The following is a 23239-nucleotide window of genomic DNA, read 5'->3' as shown; positions in this document are numbered from 1 at the left end:
TGATATGACAGAACATAATCATTCACACGATCATGACCATGAAGGACATGAGCACATCACATTAGTTGATGATCAAGGAAACGAAACACTTTACGAAATCTTATTGACTGTTGATGGGCAAGAAGAATTCGGTCGTAACTACGTACTATTATACCCAGCTGGGGCTTCTGAAGATGAAGATGTTGAGTTACAAGCTTATGCTTACATCGAAAACGAAGATGGTACAGAAGGCGAATTGCAACAAATTGAAACAGATGCTGAATGGGATATGATTGAAGAAGTTTTCAATACATTCATGGCGGAAGAAGAAGAATAGTCCTTTTAAAGAGCAGAATCCTTATTATATAAGAATTCTGCTCTTTTTCTTCTTTTTTGAATGCCAATCTGAAGGACATTCTTTTGATCTTTAGCTTGATTTAGTGATATCTGTAGTTTTTTCCCTTCTCAAGTTGTTGTTATTCCATAGGTTAGTGTCTGTTGTACTGTAAGCAACATTCATGAATGGAATCAGATTAATTTTTTTGTAGTCTATGATTGTTTGTGTATTCATTTATTTGTTGTTATACTTCCCAATGTATGTCAAGGCATTATGTATGGGTTACCGTTAATATTCGTTCAGGCCTCTCAAATATTGCATCCAAAACAATGATATACTATGAAAAATTTAAAATAAGGAGTACAAGATGATTACACTAAAATCCAAAAGAGAGATTGACTTGATGACTCAATCTGGATCATTATTAGCAGACGTTCATATCCACTTACGAGACTTTATTCAGCCTGGAATTACCAGTTGGGACATTGAAGTTTTTGTACGTAATTACATTGAAACTCATGGCGGAATTGCCGCTCAAATTGGATTTGAAGGTTACGAATATGCTACGTGCATTAGCATCAATGATGAAATTTGCCACGGCTTTCCAAAAAAACAGGTCTTAAAATCAGGCGATTTAGTGAAAGTTGATATGTGTATTGACTTAAAAGGTGGCATTTCTGATTCTTGCTGGGCTTACGTCGTGGGAACAAGTACACCTGAAGTTGACAATTTGATGGAAGTAACCAAAAAAGCTCTCTATTTAGGAATTGAACAAGCACAAGTTGGGAAACGAACTGGAGATATTGGTCATGCAATCCAGACCTATGTAGAAGCTAAAGGATACAGTGTCGTACGAGATTTTATTGCTCACGGAATTGGTCCTAGTATTCATGAAGAACCTTTCTTTGCACATTATGGTGAAGCTGGAAAAGGTATCCGCCTGAGAGAAGGAATGATTATCACCATTGAACCCATGGTAAATGTTGGTGATTGGCGGATGAAGATGATGCCTAATGGCTGGGAAGCAAAAACTCTAGATGGTAGTTTAAGTTGTCAATACGAGCATAGTTTGGCAATCACTAAAGACGGCCCACTAATTTTAACTTCTCAAGGAGAAGAAGGGACTTACTAATACATGATTTACAAATGTTAAGTCCGTCTTAAGGCAGTAGCTTAGTTCCAATTAAATAAATTGAATGAAACAATATGTAATCATCCCTTTGCTTCTTCTGCTATCGCGGGAGTCGGCTTCATTCATGGCAGAAGAAGAATAGTCCAAAGTTGTTCCTGTTCTAGGAACAACTTTTTATTTTGCAAAAAATCAAAGGAAATTTATTAACAAACCAATCATTGAACATTTAAGTTCCCTTTAAGCTTCACTTCTTACACTATCTGTAACGAGGTGAGTGAGAAGATGAAAAAAATATGTGGCTTATTTTTAGTGGTGGGTGTCTTGTTCATTGCTACAAATCATTTGGGAATCTTTGAACAAAAGACAACAGCTGAACAAACAGGAAGCACCCAAACAACTGAGATAAAAGCAACCAGCACAACGACAAGTAGTCATGAAACACGACAGCAAATCAAAATTGGTAAAGAAGATAGTACGTTATATGCCGATAAAGAATTAACGATAAAACTTGCAACGATTAATGGTGGGGAACTAACGGAATATCTTTCCGAAACAGACGACAGCTATCAAATAAAAACGAATGCAGGGACAACGGGTTATTTAGCCAAGACAGATGGAACAATGCTTGTGCAGAAAACACAAAATCAACCAGCTAGTTTGTCTGACGCAGTGATTGTACTTGATCCTGGACACGGTGGAGATGATGTCGGCGCATTGAGCAATGACGAACAGACGGAAGAAAAGACACTCACGCTGAGTACAGCTAAAAAACTAAAAGCAGCTTTAGAGGCGGAGGGAGCAACTGTTTATTTGACCCATACGACAGATGAGTTTATCCAACTTGGTGACATTTGTACCTTCAGCAAAGAAAAATCAGCTGATGTCTTTATCAGTTTGCACGCTGATTCAACAGAAATTGCGAACGAAGCAACAGGAATCACTACTTATTATTATTATGAGAAAAATGAGGAGCTTGCACAAACAATTGCTGATGGCTTTTCTGAGTTGCCTCTGAATTCTCGCGGAATCATGTATGGCAACTATCAAGTGTTACGAGAAAATCTTCAACCAGCCATCTTGGTGGAGATGGGGTATATGAATAATGATTCTGACTTGGCTGAATTAGTAACGGATGATTACCAAGAAAAATTTGCAGAAAGTTTGACAAATTCATTACTTGCTTATTTTAGTGAATAACAATTATCAATAAATAAAAATCAAATATAAACTGATTCGTCGCGCGTTTGATTTAGACTGTAAACAAAGACTTTAGTTATCTTCGTTTTAAAAAAGATATCTGAAGCCTTTGTTTATTTTTTCATAAAAAAGCAACAGGAGTACACATTTACTATAGGATTAGATTTATTGTGAGAAAAATAAGTATCGTATGTATGATTTTTCAAGTTTTGATATGAGATCTATCGGATGCTGTTTTTTTATATCTGTCAAAAGCTGCTTAATCGTTTCTTCAGTTTTTGTATATCCTTAGACAAAAATTGTGCCTTGGATAAATCTACAAGTGTTGTTATTCTTTTTATATGTTTTCTATTTTGAAGTAGCTTTGCTTTTGGTTTTTACAAAATTTGTCATTCACGTAAAAGGTGATACTTCATAATTGTTATACGCTATAATTTTTGTTCATCTTACTTATTAGGAACAATAGGTTTGATAGACAGATGATATCGGTTTTTTTAGAAAAGTTTAGAGAGAGTCCCCTTTCATGATACAATTATCTACTGCCACAATGACTTTAAATAAAAAATGAGGAGAAGAAAAACTATGACTAATCAAAGTTTGCTGAAGTTCGAGGACGCTTGGGAGATTGTGAAGCAAGAACCAACGGTATGGGAATTTATAGAAATAAAAAATGATTCTTTCTACTACAAAATAAATCAGGAAGAATTGTTTCTAAGTAGTTTTAAAAGTAAAAATCTACCGTCATCTCCTTATACATTAACATTTTTGGGTGAAGTGCTAACAAAGTTGAGTCCTTTAGCTAATATCATGTCACGACGTCCAGGAACAGAAGAAGTTACTTTTTATGTTTTACTTAATACACCACAGTCGGGTTTTTTTGGGAAAAAAGTAGACAAAAAAATGTTAGAGGTTGCCGCTCCACCACTTGTTTGGAGGAGACAACAAATCCAAGAAGGAATAAGGCAAAAAATCAAAGAGTACATAGAAAAGAATGAATCTTTTTTCTTTCTTGATATTGGTTCAGGGGCAGGTTTTGATAGCCTTGAGATTGAGCGCCTAATACATAGAACCAACGACTTAACAAATAATTGCTTTAATAAACCTTATGAAAGTCTAAATATTGACATTGATTCAAAATGGTTGAAGAATAATCAACTATTAGCAGAAAAATTATTTGGTTTGAATCATTTTATAACAAGAGAAAATATTTCTATTTTTGATTTTTTGGAAAAATATCCAAGGGCCACGCTCGGACAATATGATCATTTAATTATTTCTTGTAATGGATTTGCTGAATTTTTATCTGACGTAGAACTTCGAAATCTATATGAAAACATATTTCTGTTTACACAAACATTTGATGGGAATGTCGATATTATCTTGCCTTTTGCGAATAAAAATAAAAAACAAGAATCTCTTGGACATAAGATTGGCTTTAAATTCAAAGCAAAAGAAAAGCAGGAGATAATCAATATGATCAAAGAAATTTTTATAAATTACAAAGTGTCGTATTGCGAGAAATATAGCCACATTGTAATGAATGTGCAAAAAGATAGTGATTAATTGAATACGTCAACAGCATAAAATCAAAATCATAACTTAACAGATATGATCTGGATTTTATGCTTTTCTCAATTGTTGTAGCCAATTTTTTACACTCGATCTCAAGGTGGAAAATATCAGTGAGAAACAAAGGATGAACTTTCACAAATGTTAAATACTAGTTTTCTGAACATTGTTATCTAGCAAGATATGTAGCATTAAGCTCAAATAGCTTATACTTAAAGTAAGCATCAGAAACTCGCTTTAAGAAGAGGTGAAAAATTCAGTAGCTATAATAATTGCAAAAGGAAATATTTTTTGTGAAGGAGTGTTTGGATGAACTTATTACTTAAAGATGTTGACGAGTCTAATTGGCGGGACGTTATTGCGTTGTCTGTTTCAGATAATCAAGTAAATTTTATTGAAACGAATGCCACATCTTTGCTGGAAGCAGCCTATGATGTATCACTGGGGTGGCGACCATTAGCCATGTATGACGGTAAGAAACTTGTTGGTTTTTCGATGATTGGTGCTAAAAAGGAACAGGCTATGTGGTTAGACCGATTGATGATTGAAGCGAACTCGCAGGGAAAAGCATATGGCAGTTTATTTTTGCCTTTACTCATTCATTTGATGAAAGAACAATATGCCGTTGAACGAATTTATTTAAGTGTGCATGACGAAAATGAAAAAATCATACCTTATTATCAACGTTTTGGATTTGTTGATAGTCAAAGGTATGATCCAGAAAATGGTGAACGAATCATGTATTTAGATGTGTAGGTTAAGATCTTCGATTTTTATTTATTTTTTTGTTAGCTTTTTGATAACGAGTACCAATGTTAGAATCACTAACACAATTATCAGAAAGGCAAACAGCATTTCTGATAACACGCCTATCTTGACGATTAAATCACCCATGATTACTTTCCTCCTTTTGATAAGAAACGAATTGATAAATGAGTCTTCGTTTCTGTTCATATTCGAAATGCTAATATTATGTAAAAATCAAAAATTCTTGTTAAGTCAGTAGAAGACTACAAGGAAATTGATTTGTTTTTATCTTATCTATATTTTAGAAATTCAATCTATTTCGTTCTTTTTATTCTAAAGTTTCAATGTTGTCCCCGCAAAAGGCTGCTTAGTTAAAAGTAGTCATTGCGGGGATCTTTGTTTGTTCAGTATTTTTTCAACATTTTAAAAGGATAATCAAATGAGTTTTTGTGCTTTTTGCGTATTAGCAAAATGCAGCTTCGCATAATTGGCGAGTAGTGGTAGACCACCCTTTTTTAAGATGGTTGCTGCAACTGTATCTGATTTTGTGCCTGCACCAGATGGTAAAGTTATTCCAAGTTCAGCAGAAGCTTTATCAAGTTCTTCTAAAAAACTTGCACGGCTGATGATAGAAGCTGCAGCAACTGCTAGATGATATTGTTCACCCTTTGTCACAAAATAAAGTTTTTCTTGAATTTTATTTTTTTCTAGTCGTGCATACTTTTTGAAATTTGCTTCAGGGGTAAATTGATCAATTAAAATTGCTTCAGGCTTTGTTGGCGAAATTTTTTGTAAAAGTAAATGAATTGCTTGATTATGCAAAGCAACCTTCATCCTAACAGCATTATATTCAGGTTGTATTTCATTGTATTTTTTTGGTGTAAGTACTAACAATTGATAAGGAATCGTTTCCTTTAAAACTTTTGCTAATTGAATGATTTGAGTATCTTTCAGTTCTTTTGAATCTCTAACTCCTAAATTTTTCAAGGTTTTTAAGTGCTCTCGATCAACGTAAGCAGCGCAGACAGTAACAGGACCAAAGTAGCTTCCATTACCCACCTCATCACTACCTAGAACAGAAAGCTGACTAATATTATTAGGCAGTGAAGCAGAATTTTTTGCATTCACCTTTTTTGTAGGTGAGGATGTATTCGTGACTCCCCAGCGACTTGCTTCTTGTTCGGCATTGGCGCCTTGAAACATTACTTTTCCAGATGTATAGGCAGTGATTGTAGTACCATTTTTTTTAGCAGAAAAAGTTGTATAGGGCATTTTTTTTTGAAGCAAGTTTATTTGGTAAGCAGCTTTCATTTCATTCATTTTTGCTTCAGAAACTTTGATTATTACATTACTCATTTTAGGCCTCCATTATTTGCTGTGATCATGATAGTATGATTCGTTTGACAGAATCAAGGTGTCACTGATGGGACATAGCATTTTTTCAAAGTTTATCATATAATAGTAAAGTATGTTTAAGAAAAATGTGCGAAGTACACACGTATAAAAACTTCGTGGTACACTATATAGGAATTTTATTATGGGAAGGAAATGGTTCGTATGGCGCATGAAAAAACACGCTATAAAGCAGTGATTGCTAATCAGACGTATACGATTATTGGTCGCGAAACGAAGCATCATATGGATATCGTTACAAAATTAGTGAATGACCAATTGATGGAGCTAAAACAATTATCGCCACAAATGGATAATGAACAAGCCGCAATTTTAATGGCGGTCAACGCGCTTTCGGATCAGTTGAAAAAACAAGAGCAACTCTTGGAATTAAATGAAGAAGTCGCGCAATTAAAGAAAAAAATGATTAAGTTTACTGAACTAGAAAATCGTGTGAAACGGATGGAAGCCATCGAGAACGAAGCACGTGAAGTTTTGAAAGAAAATGGTCAACCTGATCGTGAAATCAAAAATCATGTTGAAGCACAACAGATTTTGAATGAGAAGCGTAAAGGCCAAATCAAGCAGAAATCTGCTACTTAATCAAACAAAGTTTTTTGACTAAAGCTAGAAGAGAAAGGAACATGGCATGCTAAGTCTATTGATTATTATTTTTTTACTGATTGCCTTTTTTTCTGGTGCGAAAAGAGGATTTGCTTTACAAGTTGTCTATACTGTTGGCTATTTGGTATCTTTTCTTGTCGCACAACATTTTTATAAGCAGTTAGCGAATCATTTGGAACTATACATTCCTTATCCGGCCGTAACGCCAACATCGGATTTGGTCTTTTTCGATCAAACGATTTCTTTTAGTTTAGATCAAGCATTTTATGCAGGTATCGCATTTCTTCTTATTTTAATGGCTGGTTGGTTGATTACTCGATTTGTTGGTATCTTTGTACACAGCTTAACGTACTTGCCTGTGCTGAAACAAGTTGATTGGCTAGCTGGTGGTCTTTTGTCAGTTGTCGTAACTTTTGTCATGATTTTCTTGCTGTTGAGTTTACTTTCATTTGTCCCTTCAGATTTTATCCAAAACCAATTTAGAAGTAGCGGACTTGCTCGATATATTGTTGAAAACACACCAATATTAACGAATAAAATTTATGATTTGTGGATTACGAGGGTGATTGGATAAGGTTGTGGCGCAAAGCGTTAACTACGACAAGATAGCGAGTAGTCACTTCAAATAGTTCTTCATATTTTGAAGTGACTGCAAGCTATATCGAGGAGTTGCTTTGGGAACACCGTGGATAAGGTTGTGGCGCAAAGCACTTAGCTTCAAGCAATAAGAATGCTTTTCTAAAAATAGTTTTCCATATTTTAAGAAAAGGGGATTTATTGCCGAAGGAGCTGCTTTGAGAACACCGTGTATGAGGTTGTAAAAGAAGTGCCCAGCTCCAATAAATAAGAATAAATTACCAGAAATTGCTTCTCAAATTTTTGAGTAATTTGGGCTTATTTTGCAGGAGTTACTTCTTGAACACCGTAAATAAGGTTGTAGCGCAAGGCGTTCAGCTTACATCAATAAAAATTTCCCTAAAACAGCATGCATAGTTTTGAACAATTCTGAGTTATTTTGAGAAAAAGATTGTGGTACAAGAACCATTCTTAAAGTGATAAGAAAATTACGAGTTTTTAATGTAGTTAGTAGTATGTGAGTTGAAAAATGTAAAAAGTCTGGGGTTTTTGTTTGATCCCAGACTCCTTTTTATAGTTAAAGTGAAGTAGGTGAAAAAATGAATAAACGAATTTTAGAAACATTAGAATTTGAAAAAGTAAAACAGATGATCCAACAATTTGTCGTGACGGCCCAAGGAAAAGAAGAACTTGCTCGACTAGTTCCAGACAATCAATTGCAAAAGATTACCAATGCTCTTCAGGAAACAGAAGACGGGTTAAAAGTACAACGATTACGCGGAGGGATTCCAATCCCTAAACTAGAAAATATTCGTCCGCATATGAAACGGATTGAAATTGGCGCTGACTTAAATGGTGTGGAACTGGCGCAAGTTTCTCGAGTGTTATCTACAACAAGTGAATTAGCTCGTTTTATCGACGATTTAAAAGACAGTGAGATAGAGTTTAATCGTTTATACATGTGGGCGGAGCAATTAGTTACAATCCCTGTTTTGAGTCGTCGACTAAAAGAGGCAATTGATGAAGATGGGCGAGTAACAGATGATGCTTCGCCAGAATTAAAAATTATTCGTCAAAATATTCGTCGCAGTGAACAAACGGTTCGTGAACAATTGGATAGCATCGTACGTGGGAAAAATGCGAAATATCTAAGCGATGCAATTATTACTATGCGTAATGATCGTTATGTTATTCCTGTTAAGCAAGAGTACCGCGGTGTTTTTGGCGGTGTTGTACATGACCAAAGTGCTTCGGGGCAAACGTTATTTGTTGAACCAAAACAAATTGTGGATTTGAATAATCGTTTACGTCAATATCAGATTGCAGAACGAAATGAAGTGCAACGAATCTTAAGTGAATTATCTGCAGAATTAGTCCCACATCGACAAGAAATCATTCATAATGCGTATGTTATCGGACAGATGGACTTGATGAATGCAAAGGCTCGATTTGGGAAAGAAATCAAAGCAATCGTGCCAACGATCAGCGAAGAAAACTATGTTGTCTTGAAGCAAGCACGTCATCCTTTAATCGATCAAGAAAAAGTGGTGCCAAATGACATTTCCATTGGTGAAGGGTATCAGGCAATTGTTATCACTGGACCAAATACTGGTGGGAAAACAATCACGTTGAAAACACTTGGATTACTTCAATTAATGGGACAGGCAGGTCTTCCAATTCCAGTTGATGAGGAAAGCCAAATCGGTATTTTTGAAGAAGTTTTTGCGGATATTGGAGACGAACAATCAATTGAACAAAGTCTTTCTACTTTTTCTTCTCATATGACAAACACGGTAGAAATCTTGTCAAAAGTAAATGAAAAAAGTTTAGTGCTTTTTGATGAGTTAGGTGCTGGAACAGATCCACAAGAAGGTGCGGCCCTTGCGATTGCCATCTTGGATGACTTGGGTAAAAAATCGGCTTACGTTATGGCAACGACTCATTATCCTGAATTAAAAATTTATGGGTATAATCGAGCGAACACCATTAATGCTAGTATGGAATTCAACGTTGATACCTTGAGTCCAACCTATCATTTATTGATTGGTGTTCCAGGACGAAGTAACGCTTTTGAAATTTCCAGCCGGTTGGGGTTAGCACAAGAAGTAATTGATGAAGCAAAACAACTAATCGACGACGAAAGCCAAGATTTAAACGAAATGATTTCTGATTTAGAAACGCGTCGAAAAATGGCTGAAACAGAATATTTAGAGATGCGTCATTATGTTGAAGAAGCGGAAGCACTTCAAGCAAACTTGAAAGAAGCATATAGTTATTTCTTTGAAGAACGCGAAAAGGAATTAGAAAAAGCAAAGAAAAAAGCGAACGAAGTGGTTTCAGAAGCAGAGGAAAAGGCAGAAAAAATTATTGCTGACATTCGCAAAATGCAGCAACAAATCGGTCAAACGAACGTGAAAGAGCACCAGCTGATTGATGCCAAATCACAATTAGCTGACTTACATCAAGAAGAGACTCTTAGAAAAAATAAAGTGTTACAAAAAGCAAAACAACAAAAAATCTTAAAAGTAGGAGATGAAGTTTTAGTCACTACTTATGGTCAAAGAGGAACTTTGTTGAAGAAAAATGGGAATCAATGGCAAGTTCAAATTGGTATTTTGAAAATGAATGTGTCAGAAGATGACTTAACACCAGTAGCACCTGAAAAAGAACCAAAACAACGAGTGGTTCATGCTGTTCGTTCTGAATCAAGTAGCCATGTGGCGAATCAATTAGATTTGCGTGGGAAACGTTATGAAGAGGCACTAAATGAAGTAGATCAATACTTAGATTCGGCGATTTTAGCCGGCTACCCACAAGTGACGATTGTTCATGGAAAAGGAACTGGCGCGTTACGTCAGGGAATCACTGAGTATTTGAAAAATCATCGTAGTGTGAAAAGTTTTGAATTTGCACCTGCAAATCAAGGTGGAAATGGTGCAACGATTGTGAAATTTAAGTAAGACTTACTAATGGTAAGCAAATTGTTCGATGGATTGAGTTGAAGGTGTTATACTAGCCAGAGATTAATAAAAACGGAGGTCTTTTTTATGTCACGTGAAATTACAGATCAAACATTTAGCCAAGAAACAGATAAAGGATTAGTTTTAATCGATTTTTGGGCAACATGGTGTGGCCCTTGTCGAATGCAAGCACCAATTTTGGAACAATTACAAGAAGAATATGATGAAGACGAATTTCGTATTGTAAAAATGGATGTAGATGAAAATCCTGAAACACCACAACAATTCGGAATCATGAGCATTCCAACTTTACTTTTGAAAAAAGATGGTCAAGTAGTCGAAAAAGCTGTTGGTGTTCATTCAAAAGAACAATTGCGTCAAATGGTTGACCAATACTTATAAGAAATAAAAATCAAAGAGCGCAATTGCGAGAGGTCGGCAACTAGTCGGCCTCTTCTTTTTGACGTTAATTAATAGAAGGGGAACTTTTGTTCTTGACAACCATGTTATAATAAATAAAAGAATAACGAAGAGGGGAGTACCCGATGAACGAAAGAATTAAGAACAAATTAGCTTTGCTTCCTGATCAACCGGGCTGTTACTTAATGAAAGATAAGAACGGGACGATCATTTATGTTGGTAAAGCAAAAATTTTGAAAAATCGAGTTCGTTCATATTTTACTGGTAGTCATAATACAAAAACAGAACGATTAGTCAGTGAAATTGAAGACTTTGAATATATCGTTACAGAATCAAATATTGAAGCATTACTTTTAGAAATTAATTTGATCAAGAAAAATGATCCTAAATATAATATTATGCTAAAGGATGACAAAACGTATCCTTTTATCAAAATCACAAATGAAAAGTATCCACGTTTGGTCATTACCCGAAAAGTTCTCAAAGATAAAGCAACGTATTTTGGTCCCTATCCAGATGTTGGTGCGGCTAATGAAACAAAAAAAATTTTAGATCGATTGTTTCCACTACGTAAATGTAAACCAAGTCAGACAAAGGAACCTTGCTTGTATTATCATCTAGGACAATGTTTATGTCCTTATTTCTTCCATGTTGATCCAGCTGTTTACACAGAAATTGTGGACGAAGTTAAACGATTTTTAGGTGGCGACTATGTAGCGATTGAGACAGAGATTCAACAAAAAATGGAAGCAGCAGCTGAAAATATGGAATTTGAAAAAGCTGCGGAGTATCGTGATCAAATTCGGGCAATTGATACCGTGATGACCCGCCAAAAAATGACAAATACTGACTTGAAGAATCGTGATGTTTTTGGTTATGCTGTTGATAAAGGCTGGATGTGTGTACAAGTGTTTTTTGTTCGTCAAGGAAAGTTGATTGAACGTGATGTTTCCATGTTCCCTTTTTATAATGAACCTGAAGAAGATTTCTTAACTTATATCGGGCAATTTTATCAAGAAAATGAACACTTCATTCCACAAGAAGTGCTCATTCCAGATACGATTGATAAGCCAAGTGTGGAAGCCCTACTTTCAACTAAAGTTTTGCAACCGCAAAGAGGAGAAAAGAAAAAATTGGTTGAATTAGCCAATAAGAATGCTCGAGTGGCATTAAATGAGCGTTTTGATCTCATTGTTCGAAAACAAGAACGAACAATTGGTGCCGTAGAAAAATTAGGAAATGCAATGAACATTCCAACACCGATTCGTATCGAAGCGTTTGATAACTCAAATATTATGGGAACATCACCCGTTTCGGCTATGGTTGTATTTATTGATGGAAAACCTGCCAAAAAGGAGTATCGAAAATATAAAATCAAAACAGTTCAAGGCCCAGATGATTATGCATCGATGAAAGAAGTGATTTATCGCCGTTATTCTCGCGTGTTAAAAGAAGGCTTACCACTCCCCGATTTAATTTTGATTGATGGTGGTAAAGGGCAAGTTGATGTTGCCAGAGAAGTGCTAGCAAATCAGTTGGGTGTCGATATCCCGATTGCTGGGTTGGCAAAAAATGATAAACATAAAACAAGTGAGCTTTTATTTGGTCCTGAACTTTCGGTGATTCCTTTAGAACGTAATTCTCAAGAATTCTTTTTACTTCAACGGATTCAAGACGAAGTGCATCGGTTTGCGATTACGTTTCATCGTCAATTACGTAGCAAAAACAGCTTTGCTTCTCGTTTGGATGGAATTGATGGGCTTGGACCTAAGCGAAAGAAAGCCTTACTTAAGGAGTTCAAGTCTTTAAAAAATATCACTGCAGCATCAATTGAAGACTTGCAAGCAATTGGTCTACCAAAGAATGTTGCACAAAATGTACACGATAAGCTAAGTCAAAACTAAGTTAGGGACACTTTACAAACCTTGTAAAGTGTCCTATTATTTTTTATATAAAGAAAAAATGGATTGAAACAAGTTTTTTTTGACCAATATCTTTAAGTCAAGAAAGCTTGTCTCTTTTTGTATCTGTTTCAACTATTTTTATGAATGAAATGAAGAGCAACAGTTTAGGGAAGAAAAGGAGTGAAGTGATGTTAGAGGTTACAGATTTAGTTAAGACATTTGGCGACTATACTGCAGTTGACCATGTATCTTTTCGAATACCAGATGGAAAAATCATGGGGTTGATTGGACAAAATGGTGCAGGAAAAACAACTACGTTTCGTTTGATTTTGGATTTCTTGACTCAAGATCAAGGAGAAATTTTGTGGAATGGTAAACCATTAGGGGAAAAAGAATATGATATTATTGGGTATTTGCCTGAAGAACGTGGGCTTTATCCAAAAGTTACGATTCAAGATCAATTGATTTATTTTGCAGAGTTACGTGGGAAAACACGAAAAGAGATTGAGCCCAAGATTGATTTTTGGATGGAAAAGTTTCAAGTTAAAGGAAAGAAAACAGATAAGGTAAAGTCTTTGTCTAAAGGGAACCAGCAAAAGGTTCAATTGATTGCTACATTGATTCATGAACCAAAACTGATTATTTTAGATGAACCATTTAGCGGACTGGATCCAGTGAATGCAGAACTACTGAAAGATGGTATTCTTGAGCTGAAAGCAAAAGGATCATGTGTTATCTTTTCCAGTCATAATATGGATAACGTGGAGAAAATCTGCGATCATTTGATTATGTTGCGAAATGGGAAAATGGTACTTGATGGTAAGGTTCATGAAATTCGTGAGTCTTTTGGTCGAACAAAAATATTTTTAGAATCAGATTTAACACAAGCTGAAGTTGCTGAAGTTGAAGGTGTTGAAAAAGTCGTTTCGCGTGAAGATGATTCACTTGAAATTACGTTGTCAGACCCCGAGGCAGGTAAAGAAATCTTTACTCGTGCAACACAATTTGGCTATATCCCAATGTTTAATCAACAGCCGCCAACTCTTGAAGAAATTTTCAAACTGAAGGCAGGTGAGTTCGATGCGTAAATTTTGGATTATTACAAAAGATGTTTATTTAAAAAATGTAAAATCAATTTCCTTTCTAGTGATGATTCTGGTTCCATTTATTATGATGGGAATCATGTATGTGGCGGGGAACTTTGCACAGAATAATAGTGAAGTAAATAAAATCGGTATTTTATCAGAGAATCCTCAACTGAGTGAACAGATGAGCCAACTAAAATCAGATGAATTTAGTTTTGAAAAAGTAGATTCTGAAAAATCAGCACAAAAGCAACTTGAAGATGAAAAAATTGATGCCTATCTAGTCGTTACAATGGCTAATAATGAAGTCAAAGGAACTTTATACAGTGAAAATTCACTGGGACAAAGTACTCAATTGTTGATTCAACAACAATTGACAGGTATTCAATCAACTGTTCGTGCTAGTCAACTTGGGCTTTCTGCACAAGAAGTGGCAAGTTTAAGTGAGATGGCTGGGTTGGATAGACAAAAAGTTAGCTTTGATGACCAAGGGAAGATGACTATTGGGGAAGATAATTCCCTTGTGCAATATGTGGTAAGTTATGTGGTCACTATTACGCTATTTATTATCATTTTGACGTATGCACAAATCATTGCTCAAGAAATTGCGTCGGAAAAAGGGACAAGAATCATGGAAGTTATTTTGTCTAGTACGACAGCACAAAAACATTTTTATGGGAAATTAACCGGTGTTTTGTTGGTCGCTTTGACACAGATGGGCTTATATGGCGTTATCTTTGGAGTAGGATATCAACAATTTAAGAATATGGACATGGTCAAAGAAATTTTGGCAGGTATTTCTTTGACGAATATCTTCGGTCCATTCTTGTGGTTCTCATTAGCGTTCATGATTTTAGGGATTCTGATTTTCTCTGTGTTGGCAGCTTTATGTGGCTCATTGGTCAATAAAGCAGAGGATACCGCAAAAGCTATTCTACCTGTAACTTATCTTTCATTAGGTGGTTATCTTTTGGGATTGATTCTTGGCGCATCAGATCCTAATAATATTGTGATTCGGATTACTTCTTATATCCCGTTCCTTTCTTCTTATGTTATGCCAATTCGTTTGGCGAATGATACAGTGGGATTGGGTGGTGCATGGATTTCGTTGATTCTCTTACTCTTGATTACTTTCTTCTTAACAGTCGTTTCAGCAAACATGTATAAATCGAATGTTCTTGTTTATAGTGAAGGTGGCATTTGGAGTTCATTGAAACAATCAATTTCGATTATGAGAAATGAACGGAAAAAAGGGTAAACTGCGTTTGTGAGAAAAAGCAGTTCATCTCTTTCTAACTGAATTTAAGTCAAAGACTCAGACAGTTTTGTCTGAGTCTTTTTTTGGATAGACCAATTATTTGTTTTTATCTATTTTGATTGTTTTAAACTTGTTTAAAAAGTTTATTGGTAATAGAATATGAACTATACCGATTAAGGAGGGTCATTGATGGATCCGTATTTAGAATTATTGTCAGAAAAATTTCCAACGACCGAAGCAGTTTTAACTGAAATCATTAATTTAGAAGCGATTTTACAATTGCCTAAAGGAACGGAATTATTTTTAAGCGATATTCATGGCGAATTTCCGGCTTTCGATCATATTTTGCGAATTGGTTCAGGAAACTTGAAGGAAAAAGTTCGCGAATTATTTGAAAATCAATTATCGGAAGAGGAAAGAAATCAGTTAACTTTGTTTGTTGCTTACCCAGAATATGTGCAACGAACAGCTTGGTACGCTCAACAAGAAAAGGAACAACTAGTCGTACAGTTGATTGATCTCTTGGGATTTACCTCAGTTAAATATACTCGGTCTAAAGTTAGAAAAAGTTTACCTAAAGAATACAGCTATATTATCGAAGAACTTTTGTACTTAGATAATCGGTTACAAGGAAAGAAAGCTTACGCACAAAAAGTGATTGAACAACTTGTACGGTTAGGAGAAGTCGATCGTTTTTTAGAAAAACTTGCGTTAACGATTCAAACGTTAGTGATCGATCATTTACACATTGTTGGTGATATTTTTGATCGCGGAACACAAGCGGCGAAAGTGATGGATCGATTGATGACACAATCATCAATTGATATTCAGTGGGGAAATCATGATATTTTATGGTTAGGTGCATTTTATGGTTCAAAAGCTTGCTTGTTGACTTTACTGCGTATTGCAACACGCTATAATTATTTGTTTGAGTTAGAAAAAGAATACGCGATTAATTTACGACCATTATTTTCGTTTGCCCATCAAACGTATAAAAAAAATGCTGTGTTTACACCAAAAAATAGCGAAACTATGACCGATTCTGAACAAAGTGAATTGGAACAAGTTCATCAAGCATTAGCGATTATGCAATTTAAAGTTGAAGAGCAGTTGCTCATGCGAAGACCAGAATTTGAAATGGACGAGCGCCAACTTCTACACAAAATTGATTATGAAAAAGAAATAATTACTTTAGAAGGAGCAAGCTATTCGATTAAAGGTGCCTGCTTTCAAACAATTTCCCCTGAAACACCTGAACAATTGACAAAAGAAGAGGAGCAAATAATTGATAGTTTGATGTATTCCTTTCAGCACTCGCTACGAATGAAGAACCACATGGAATTTTTATTGGAAAAAGGAGCGATGTATCTCGTTTACAATGACCATTTGTTATTCCATGGGTGTATTCCAGTGGATGAAAAGGGAAACTTTTTAGCGTTAGAGCAAGAGCAAGTTGTTGGAGGAGTTGAGCTGTTAACATTTTTTGAAGAAAAAATTCGTGAAAGTGCAAAGACACCAGATTCTGGTGAAGATTTAGCAACGGATTATATTTGGTATGCTTGGAGTGGGCGGGTTTCACCTTTATTTGGAAAAAGTAAAATGGCAACCTTTGAACGCTATTTTTTAGAAGAAACACAGACCCATGTGGAAAAAAGTAACGCCTACTATCGTTTGAGAAATGAGTTATGGTTTAGCCAAAAGGTCTTGTCCTCATTTGGTATAAAATCGACTGGTTCAGTGATTATCAATGGTCATACTCCTGTGAAAGTTTGTAAAGGTGAGTCACCAGTCAAAGCGGAGGGAACTGTTTTTGTGATTGATGGAGGACTGTCTAAAGCGTATCAGAAAACAACGGGGATTGCTGGCTATTCACTACTTTTGAATTCTTATGGTTTCCAGTTAGTCACTCATTATCCCTTTGTATCAATCGAACAGCAATTAGCGCAGACAGATGAGGGAACCTATGTTAAAAAGGTGATTGATCAACAGTTGCCACGTCGTTTAAATCGAACTACGACTAAGGGAAGAGTCCTTCAACGAGAGATTAATCATCTACATCAATTACTAGAGATTTATCCAACCAGATAATTGAATTAATTAGAAAAAGGAGATGTGACAAAAGTCTTGTCACATCTCCTTTTTTCTAACAAACGGTGTTCCCAAAGCAGTTCCTCGAAATAATTCGTAACTGCCTAAAAATATGGCATGCTATTTTTGTCAGTTGCTCATTATTTTTTCGGAGCTAAACGCTTTGCGCCACAACCTCTTTTTTATAGTTCATTGACAAAGTAATCGAAGAGACTTTGATCCAGTGGATTGACTTGGTGTGTCAACTCAGGGTGCCATTGAACACCAAAAATTTTTTCTTCGGGATTTTTACTTTCGACTGCCTCAAGGATTCCGTCATTTGCAATGGCGATTGCTTTCAATGAAGGAGCTAAATCTTTGATCGCTTGATGATGGTAGGAATTGACAAAATAAGATTCTGGTAACAAAGAACCAAGTAGACTATTAGCAGAAACCTTTACTTCATGAGTAGCAAAAGTTGGCACAGTTGGTTGTTGTTCGTGTTTAACTGCCCAATTGGGATAGAGGGAAAGATCCTGATACAAGGTTCCACCTAGTACGACATTCACTAATTGTGTACCACGGCAAACAGAAAAAATGGGTTTCTTTTGTTTGATTGCTTCTTTGATCAATGCTTGTTCAAAAAGATCTCGGTTCAAGTTAGTTTCTTGTAGCTTTGGATGTGGATCTTGCTGATATAATTGAGGGCTGATATCTTGTCCCCCAGCTAATAATAATTTATCGACACGGCTGATAAAGGCAGCTGCGTAGCTTGGTTCAAGTATAGGAAAGACGAGTGGTAAACCACCTGCTTGTTTCACTGCTTGAACAAATCCTTGTGGGGTATAAGTAACTTCATTTCCTTGAAAAGTATCTGTTGCTTTATTTAAATGATTACCGGCAATTCCAATAATAGGTTGCATAGTTGTTCCTCCAGACTGTAACTAAACTGATTGTAACAACTTTTGAAAAAAAGTGGAAATACTTTGAATTTTTTGTGGTACTGAAACCCTGATGCCATTAGGGTTGGCTAGACTTTTTTTGTAAGTCGCCATTAAAAAGCGTCCGAAAATGGTTGAACATTTACCTCATTTTGCTATAATGAAAGACAAATTCAAATAAAAAAGGTTGGGCGCAAGCTTTCAAGGATCAAGTTCTTCAAGGGGTGAGAAGAACAGTTGTTGAAAGTAGCTCGATTACCAGACAGATATCGTTAGAGGTAGCTGCTTTCAATGAACTTGAAAGGCAGTTACCTCTTTTTTTTATCGAAAGGATGTGAACGATTTGTTAGAAATTTTGGAACAGATTCGTAAAGCGGAAGAAAAAAATGAACAACAGATGCAAGTTTTGCGTACTGAGATGCAACAGTTAACAAAGAAAAAAGAAGATGAGATTCACGTGATTGAGGAAAGAAAAAGACAAGAATTGACTCAACTTCTTTCAGAGAAAAAACAAATCAAAGAAGCAACACTTCAGACCAAACAAAAACAGTTAGATGAGGAAATCCAACAGGTTCAACAAACACTAGCTGAACAATATGCCGAACATCAAGAACATGCAATAGATCTAATTATTGAAAGGGTGAAAGAATATGTCCGTCACTAAGATGGAAAAAGTCACACTCATTTCAGATCAGAAGAACCAAGAAGCTGTTTTACAAGCTATCCAAGGAATTCAACAAGTTGAATTCCGCAATTTATTTCAAGAAACGACTAATAATCATTGGGTCGATACCTACTTTCCACAGACCAAAACTTTTACTGAGAATACGAGTCAACATGAATTAGAACAACGGTTGCAATCAATTCGTGAAGCGGTTCAATTTATTGAGCATCATGGTCATTCTCAACAAAAGCTGGTTCATTTAAAACGAACGGAACTTTCTTTGCATGAATTAGAAGTTGCTTATTCAGAAGCTGATTTTTTGAAAAAATTACAAGAAATCTTGGAATTAAAAAAACAGTGGCAGAAGCTAAGTGAACGACGTAAAGAACTAACGGAAGAAGAGGAATATCTTTCAAATTGGCAATACTTGGATGTGATTCCTGCAACTTTTCATAGTCAAAAGACAGTTCTAGTTTTGGGAAGTATGGGAACAACTAGTTTGGAGCCTTTTCAAACAGCTGTAGCACAATTACCTGTTTATTTGGAAGAGATTTATTCTACACCAAAATCTGTTTACTTGGCGTATATTACTTTGCAAGAAGCAGCGGAACAGGTAGCAGAACTTGCAGGTCGGCATGGCTTAACGGTGTGTAATTATCCCTATGATGAAGTGCCAAGCAAAGCTTTAACCAAAATCAAACAGCAATTGCTAGAAGTGCAAACTAACCAAAAGGAACTAGCTGCCAAGATTGGTTTGTATCGTGAAAAGATTCGTGAATTTGAATGGGTGGAAGAAGTGACCTTAGCGCTGATTGAACGTGAAAGAGTCAAGCAACAATTTGTGCGTTCAAAGCAACTGATTGTTTTACAAGGCTGGATTGGAATAGATACAAAGGAAGATTTGATGACAGCTTTAGCAGAAAAACTTCCAGCTTCGGCTGTTCATGTTCAATTTGAGTCACCAACAGTCGAAGAAATTCAAATGGAAGTACCAACAAAATTAACCAATCATCCACTAGTCGAGCCATTTGAATTACTAACAGAGATGTATAGTTTACCAAAATACGAAGAAGTTGATCCAACGCCATGGTTCATGCCGTTTTATCTTGTCTTTTTCGGTATGATGGTCGCAGATGTTGGGTATGGGTTATTGTTATTGATTGGTTCGATCTTATTACAAAAATGGGTCACTTTACCACGTGGACTTACAAGATTTGTTAAGTTTTTTGAGATTTTATCTATCCCAACGATTATCTGGGGCTTGATTTACAGTTCATTTTTCGGCATGGCGTTACCAAAAACAATCTTTGGTCTACCACTACCATTTCCTATTTTATCAACAACAGAAGATGTTAATACGATTTTGATTTTATCAGTTATTTTTGGTTTGATTCAAATCTTAGTTGGTCTATTTGTTTCAGCAAAAGAAAACTTGAAGAGAAAAGCGTACTTAAATGCGATTAGCGAAGGATTTGCATGGCAAGGTATCTTAATCGGAATTGTCTTAGCTGTAGTCGGAGCAGTTGTGTTAAAACAAAAACAATTTTTGTATCTTGGAGGCAGTATTGCTATTTTATCGGCGCTTTGTATTGTGATTATTCCAATCATTCAGTCTACTTCGAAAGCGAAAGGGGCTGCCAAGGGCGTATACAATCTATACGGATTAACGAGTTATATCGGTGACCTAGTTAGTTATACTCGTTTGATGGCACTTGGGATTTCTGGTGGAAGTATCGCCGCCGCGTTTAATATGTTGGTAGCATTTATGCCACCAGTAGCGCGATTTAGTGCAGGTTTGTTTTTGATTGTTCTCTTACATGCATTAAATCTATTCTTAACATTATTGAGTGCATATGTTCATGGTGCTCGGTTACAATATGTCGAATTTTTTGGCGAGTTTTATACAGGTGGTGGGCGAGCATTTCAACCACTTAAAACCGCAGAAAAATATGTCAACATCAATCATCGAAAACAAAAAAAGTGAATAATGGAGGAGTTTTAACAAATGATGGATTACTTAATTACAAATAACGGTGGAATTGTTTTTGCAGTATTGGCGATGGGCGTGGCTACGATTTTTTCAGGAATTGGTTCAGCTAAAGGTGTGGGAATGACTGGTGAAGCAGCAGCAGCACTGACAACTAGCCAACCAGAAAAATTTGGTCAGGCACTGATTTTACAATTGTTACCAGGAACGCAAGGACTCTACGGCTTCGTAATTGCTTTCTTGATTTTCATCAACTTGAGTGGCGACCTATCTGTTGTTCAAGGAATGAGCTATCTAGGTGCATCTTTACCAATTGCATTTACAGGATTATTTTCTGGTATTGCACAAGGTAAAGTGGCGGCAGCAGGTATTCAAATTTTAGCGAAAAAACCGGAACATGCAACGAAAGGAATTATTTTTGCTGCGATGGTTGAAACCTATGCGATTTTAGGCTTCGTGATTTCTTTCTTATTAGTTTTAAACGCGTAAACGTAAAGGAGGAGAATCAATGGATGCCATTGAACAAATCATTAAGCAAATAAATGAAGACGCAGCAAATGAACGTGCTGCTTTTGAGACAGCTGAACGTAAAAAGATTGAGCAAGTGTTCAAACAAAAATCAGAACAAGTAACGACTACTTTTCAGCAACAAGAGCGTAAGCAACTCGAGTCATTAGAGCGACACTATCGTCAATTAGAAAATCGTCAGCAAGTCGAAGCTCGACAAGATATGCTAAATCAAAAACAAGCTTTTTTAGATAAGTTATTTGATAAAGCAATTGAGAAAATGGAAGCGTGGAAACCACAAGATGCTCTCGCATTTGTACAGACAGCTTTAAGTCCATTGGCATTAAAAGGAGAAGTAATCTTTCGCGTAGGTGAAAAATCGGCAGATATTTTTACGGAAGAGCAAATAAAAGATTTCTCTCAAAAACTGCCCTTTACATTAGTTAAAGATCCAAAGGTAATCCCAAATGAAGCTGGTTTTATCTTGGACAGTAAAGGAATTCAATACAATTTTTTGTTTAGTCGGTTAGTGACGGAGTTAAGAGGCTCGATGGGGTATGAGCTAGCACAACAATTGTTTACTTAAGGAGGGGAACGATGAACTATCACGAATTAAATCCTTTGATTCGCGGGAGAGAGCTTGAATTATTGACGAATGAAGATTTTGAGCGTTTGATTCAAGCCCCTTCAATCGACGCATTTGGCGAACAATTGAAAACGACGATTTATCAACCTTATGTTTATGAGGGATTTGAATACGAATTGGAACAAAACTTAGCAAAGGAACAAAGTGAATTGTTTGCATGGCTAAAGGAACGAGTTCCTGAACCAGAGATTCTTTGGATTTATACGATGCGCTTTACTTTCCATAACTTGAAAGTTTTAACCAAGGCAGAGCTAACAGGCAAAAGTCTGGATCAGTTATTTATTGATGACGGCTTCTATTCATTAGATATGATGAAAGAAGCGATTCGAACACAAGATTCTGTTGAATTACCGGAGACATTACTTGCCAGTATCCGTGAAGTGTTTGATTATTTTGAAGGGGCAACTATTTTACAGGGAATTGATGTGATTTATGATCGTCATTTTCTAAAAGAACAGCGCCGACTTGGCGAGAAACTCGGGTACAAGGAACTGTTAACGGAAATCATTGCATTGATTGATCTCACAAATATTATAACGATGGCACGTGGACTGAGTCAAAATCGAACGAAAGGATTTATGACAACTGTTCTTTCAAGTGCGGGTGGCATCGAAAAGGAAATCTTTTTGTCTTTTGTTGGTCAAGAATTAGAAGCATATACTCGCTTTTTATTAACAACTGATTATGCAGAAATTATTCGCCCTGCACTAAAAGAAACAGAAATTGATCTAATTACTTTGGAACGTTTGAAGGATGATTACCTTTCCTCCCTTTATCAAGAGGCGCAAACACAGGCTTTTGGTCCATTACCATTACTTGCTTTTTTAAATGCAAAAGAAGTAGAAGGAAAAAATTTGCGTTTGTTAGCAGTTGGTAAACGTAGCCAATTTAGTACAGAACAAATCAGAGAGCGGGTGAGGACAGTCTATGGGACATAAAATTGGTGTAATTGGTGACAAGGCATCTGTCTTACCTTTTCAGTTAGTTGGTTTTGATGTTCACTTTGAAACAAATCCACAGAATGTACGACGACTCGTGGAGCAAATGGCAAAAGAGGGCTATGGTGTAATCTATGTCACAGAACAATGTGCGACTTCCATCCCAGAAGTAATTGCTCGCTACCAAGAACAACTGATACCAGCAATCGTATTGATTCCTAATTATCAAGGAACAGAGAAGATTGGATTAACTGAAATTCAAAACAATGTTGAAAAAGCCGTAGGTCAAAATATTTTATAGTAGGGAAA

At 36.0% G+C, this 23239-nt stretch carries 21 protein-coding genes and 1 other annotated feature; of the genes, 19 read left to right on the top strand and 2 right to left on the bottom strand.

What is annotated here, in order from left to right:
• Positions 1-4 precede the first annotated feature (4 nt).
• From AB3I20_RS07315 to AB3I20_RS07295, 5 genes are all read left to right on the top strand, one after another.
• Positions 5-316 carry a DUF1292 domain-containing protein gene (locus tag AB3I20_RS07315; protein WP_067481590.1) on the top strand — a complete coding sequence of 104 codons (312 nt, stop codon included), beginning with the start codon at positions 5-7 and terminating at the stop codon, positions 314-316.
• 367 nt (positions 317-683) lie between these two features.
• Positions 684-1448, top strand: a complete 765-nt coding sequence (gene map, locus AB3I20_RS07310) for a type I methionyl aminopeptidase (protein WP_067481630.1) — start codon at positions 684-686, stop codon at positions 1446-1448.
• A 282-nt stretch (positions 1449-1730) separates the two neighbouring features.
• On the top strand, positions 1731-2645 hold the full coding sequence (locus AB3I20_RS07305) for an N-acetylmuramoyl-L-alanine amidase (protein ID WP_067481631.1): 915 nt from the start codon (positions 1731-1733) through the stop codon (positions 2643-2645).
• A gap of 582 nt (positions 2646-3227) precedes the next feature.
• Positions 3228-4208, top strand: a complete 981-nt coding sequence (locus tag AB3I20_RS07300) for a hypothetical protein (RefSeq protein WP_067481634.1) — start codon at positions 3228-3230, stop codon at positions 4206-4208.
• 315 nt (positions 4209-4523) lie between these two features.
• Positions 4524-4970, top strand: coding sequence for a GNAT family N-acetyltransferase (locus AB3I20_RS07295; RefSeq protein ID WP_067481636.1), 447 nt, complete (start codon positions 4524-4526; stop codon positions 4968-4970).
• 426 nt (positions 4971-5396) lie between these two features.
• Here AB3I20_RS07295 and rnhC read toward each other — a convergent pair whose 3' ends face one another.
• Positions 5397-6317, bottom strand: coding sequence for a ribonuclease HIII (gene rnhC, locus AB3I20_RS07290; RefSeq protein WP_368027135.1), 921 nt, complete (start codon positions 6315-6317; stop codon positions 5397-5399).
• Between the two features lie 201 nt (positions 6318-6518).
• Here rnhC and zapA point away from each other — a divergent pair, with 201 nt between their 5' ends.
• From zapA to AB3I20_RS07250, 8 genes are all read left to right on the top strand, one after another.
• Positions 6519-6956 carry a cell division protein ZapA gene (gene zapA, locus AB3I20_RS07285; RefSeq protein WP_067481642.1) on the top strand — a complete coding sequence of 146 codons (438 nt, stop codon included), beginning with the start codon at positions 6519-6521 and terminating at the stop codon, positions 6954-6956.
• Between the two features lie 46 nt (positions 6957-7002).
• Positions 7003-7551: a CvpA family protein gene (locus tag AB3I20_RS07280; RefSeq protein ID WP_067481644.1), complete on the top strand. Its 549-nt coding sequence runs from the start codon at positions 7003-7005 to the stop codon at positions 7549-7551.
• Between the two features lie 601 nt (positions 7552-8152).
• Entirely contained in the window at positions 8153-10513 is a 2361-nt protein-coding gene (locus AB3I20_RS07275) for an endonuclease MutS2 (RefSeq protein WP_075492007.1), read from the top strand.
• An 87-nt stretch (positions 10514-10600) separates the two neighbouring features.
• Positions 10601-10915, top strand: a complete 315-nt coding sequence (gene trxA / locus AB3I20_RS07270; protein ID WP_067481710.1) for a thioredoxin — start codon at positions 10601-10603, stop codon at positions 10913-10915.
• A gap of 143 nt (positions 10916-11058) precedes the next feature.
• Positions 11059-12837, top strand: coding sequence for an excinuclease ABC subunit UvrC (gene uvrC, locus AB3I20_RS07265; RefSeq protein ID WP_368027134.1), 1779 nt, complete (start codon positions 11059-11061; stop codon positions 12835-12837).
• 188 nt (positions 12838-13025) lie between these two features.
• Positions 13026-13925: an ABC transporter ATP-binding protein gene (locus tag AB3I20_RS07260; protein WP_067481714.1), complete on the top strand. Its 900-nt coding sequence runs from the start codon at positions 13026-13028 to the stop codon at positions 13923-13925.
• The gene (locus AB3I20_RS07255; protein WP_067481716.1) at positions 13918-15180 is read left to right on the top strand and encodes an ABC transporter permease; all 1263 of its coding nucleotides are present in this window, start codon (positions 13918-13920) and stop codon (positions 15178-15180) included. Before AB3I20_RS07260 ends, AB3I20_RS07255 begins: the two co-directional genes overlap by 8 nt.
• A gap of 189 nt (positions 15181-15369) precedes the next feature.
• Positions 15370-17268 carry a fructose-bisphosphatase class III gene (locus AB3I20_RS07250; RefSeq protein ID WP_067481718.1) on the top strand — a complete coding sequence of 633 codons (1899 nt, stop codon included), beginning with the start codon at positions 15370-15372 and terminating at the stop codon, positions 17266-17268.
• A gap of 182 nt (positions 17269-17450) precedes the next feature.
• On the opposite strand, the gene AB3I20_RS07245 is transcribed toward AB3I20_RS07250, so the two are convergent.
• Positions 17451-18170: a gamma-glutamyl-gamma-aminobutyrate hydrolase family protein gene (locus tag AB3I20_RS07245; protein ID WP_368027133.1), complete on the bottom strand. Its 720-nt coding sequence runs from the start codon at positions 18168-18170 to the stop codon at positions 17451-17453.
• Between the two features lie 203 nt (positions 18171-18373).
• Positions 18374-18422 (top strand) — a sequence feature (sodium ion sensor (DUF1646 type); this cis-regulatory element may regulate processes involved in with the transportation of sodium ions).
• Positions 18423-18531: 109 nt separating this feature from the next.
• Here AB3I20_RS07245 and AB3I20_RS07240 point away from each other — a divergent pair.
• The 6 genes from AB3I20_RS07240 to AB3I20_RS07215 are packed head-to-tail and all read left to right on the top strand — an operon-like array spanning position 18532 to position 23231.
• Positions 18532-18852, top strand: coding sequence for a hypothetical protein (locus tag AB3I20_RS07240; RefSeq protein WP_067483714.1), 321 nt, complete (start codon positions 18532-18534; stop codon positions 18850-18852).
• Positions 18839-20836 carry a V-type ATP synthase subunit I gene (locus AB3I20_RS07235; protein ID WP_368027132.1) on the top strand — a complete coding sequence of 666 codons (1998 nt, stop codon included), beginning with the start codon at positions 18839-18841 and terminating at the stop codon, positions 20834-20836. Before AB3I20_RS07240 ends, AB3I20_RS07235 begins: the two co-directional genes overlap by 14 nt.
• 21 nt (positions 20837-20857) lie before the next feature.
• Positions 20858-21328, top strand: coding sequence for a V-type ATP synthase subunit K (locus AB3I20_RS07230; protein ID WP_067483716.1), 471 nt, complete (start codon positions 20858-20860; stop codon positions 21326-21328).
• A 19-nt stretch (positions 21329-21347) separates the two neighbouring features.
• On the top strand, positions 21348-21932 hold the full coding sequence (locus AB3I20_RS07225) for an ATPase V (protein WP_368027131.1): 585 nt from the start codon (positions 21348-21350) through the stop codon (positions 21930-21932).
• A gap of 11 nt (positions 21933-21943) precedes the next feature.
• Positions 21944-22930, top strand: coding sequence for a V-type ATPase subunit (locus AB3I20_RS07220; RefSeq protein WP_271026899.1), 987 nt, complete (start codon positions 21944-21946; stop codon positions 22928-22930).
• Positions 22920-23231, top strand: coding sequence for a V-type ATP synthase subunit F (locus tag AB3I20_RS07215; RefSeq protein ID WP_071868660.1), 312 nt, complete (start codon positions 22920-22922; stop codon positions 23229-23231). Before AB3I20_RS07220 ends, AB3I20_RS07215 begins: the two co-directional genes overlap by 11 nt.
• The last annotated feature ends 8 nt before the right edge of the window (positions 23232-23239 follow it).

It is taken from the genome of Enterococcus sp. C50 (assembly GCF_040887505.1).
Classification (GTDB): Bacteria; Bacillota; Bacilli; order Lactobacillales; family Enterococcaceae; genus Enterococcus_B; species Enterococcus_B thailandicus.
The sequence above is the reverse complement of the archived record's forward strand: the minus strand, read 5'-3'. Positions and strand labels throughout refer to the sequence as shown.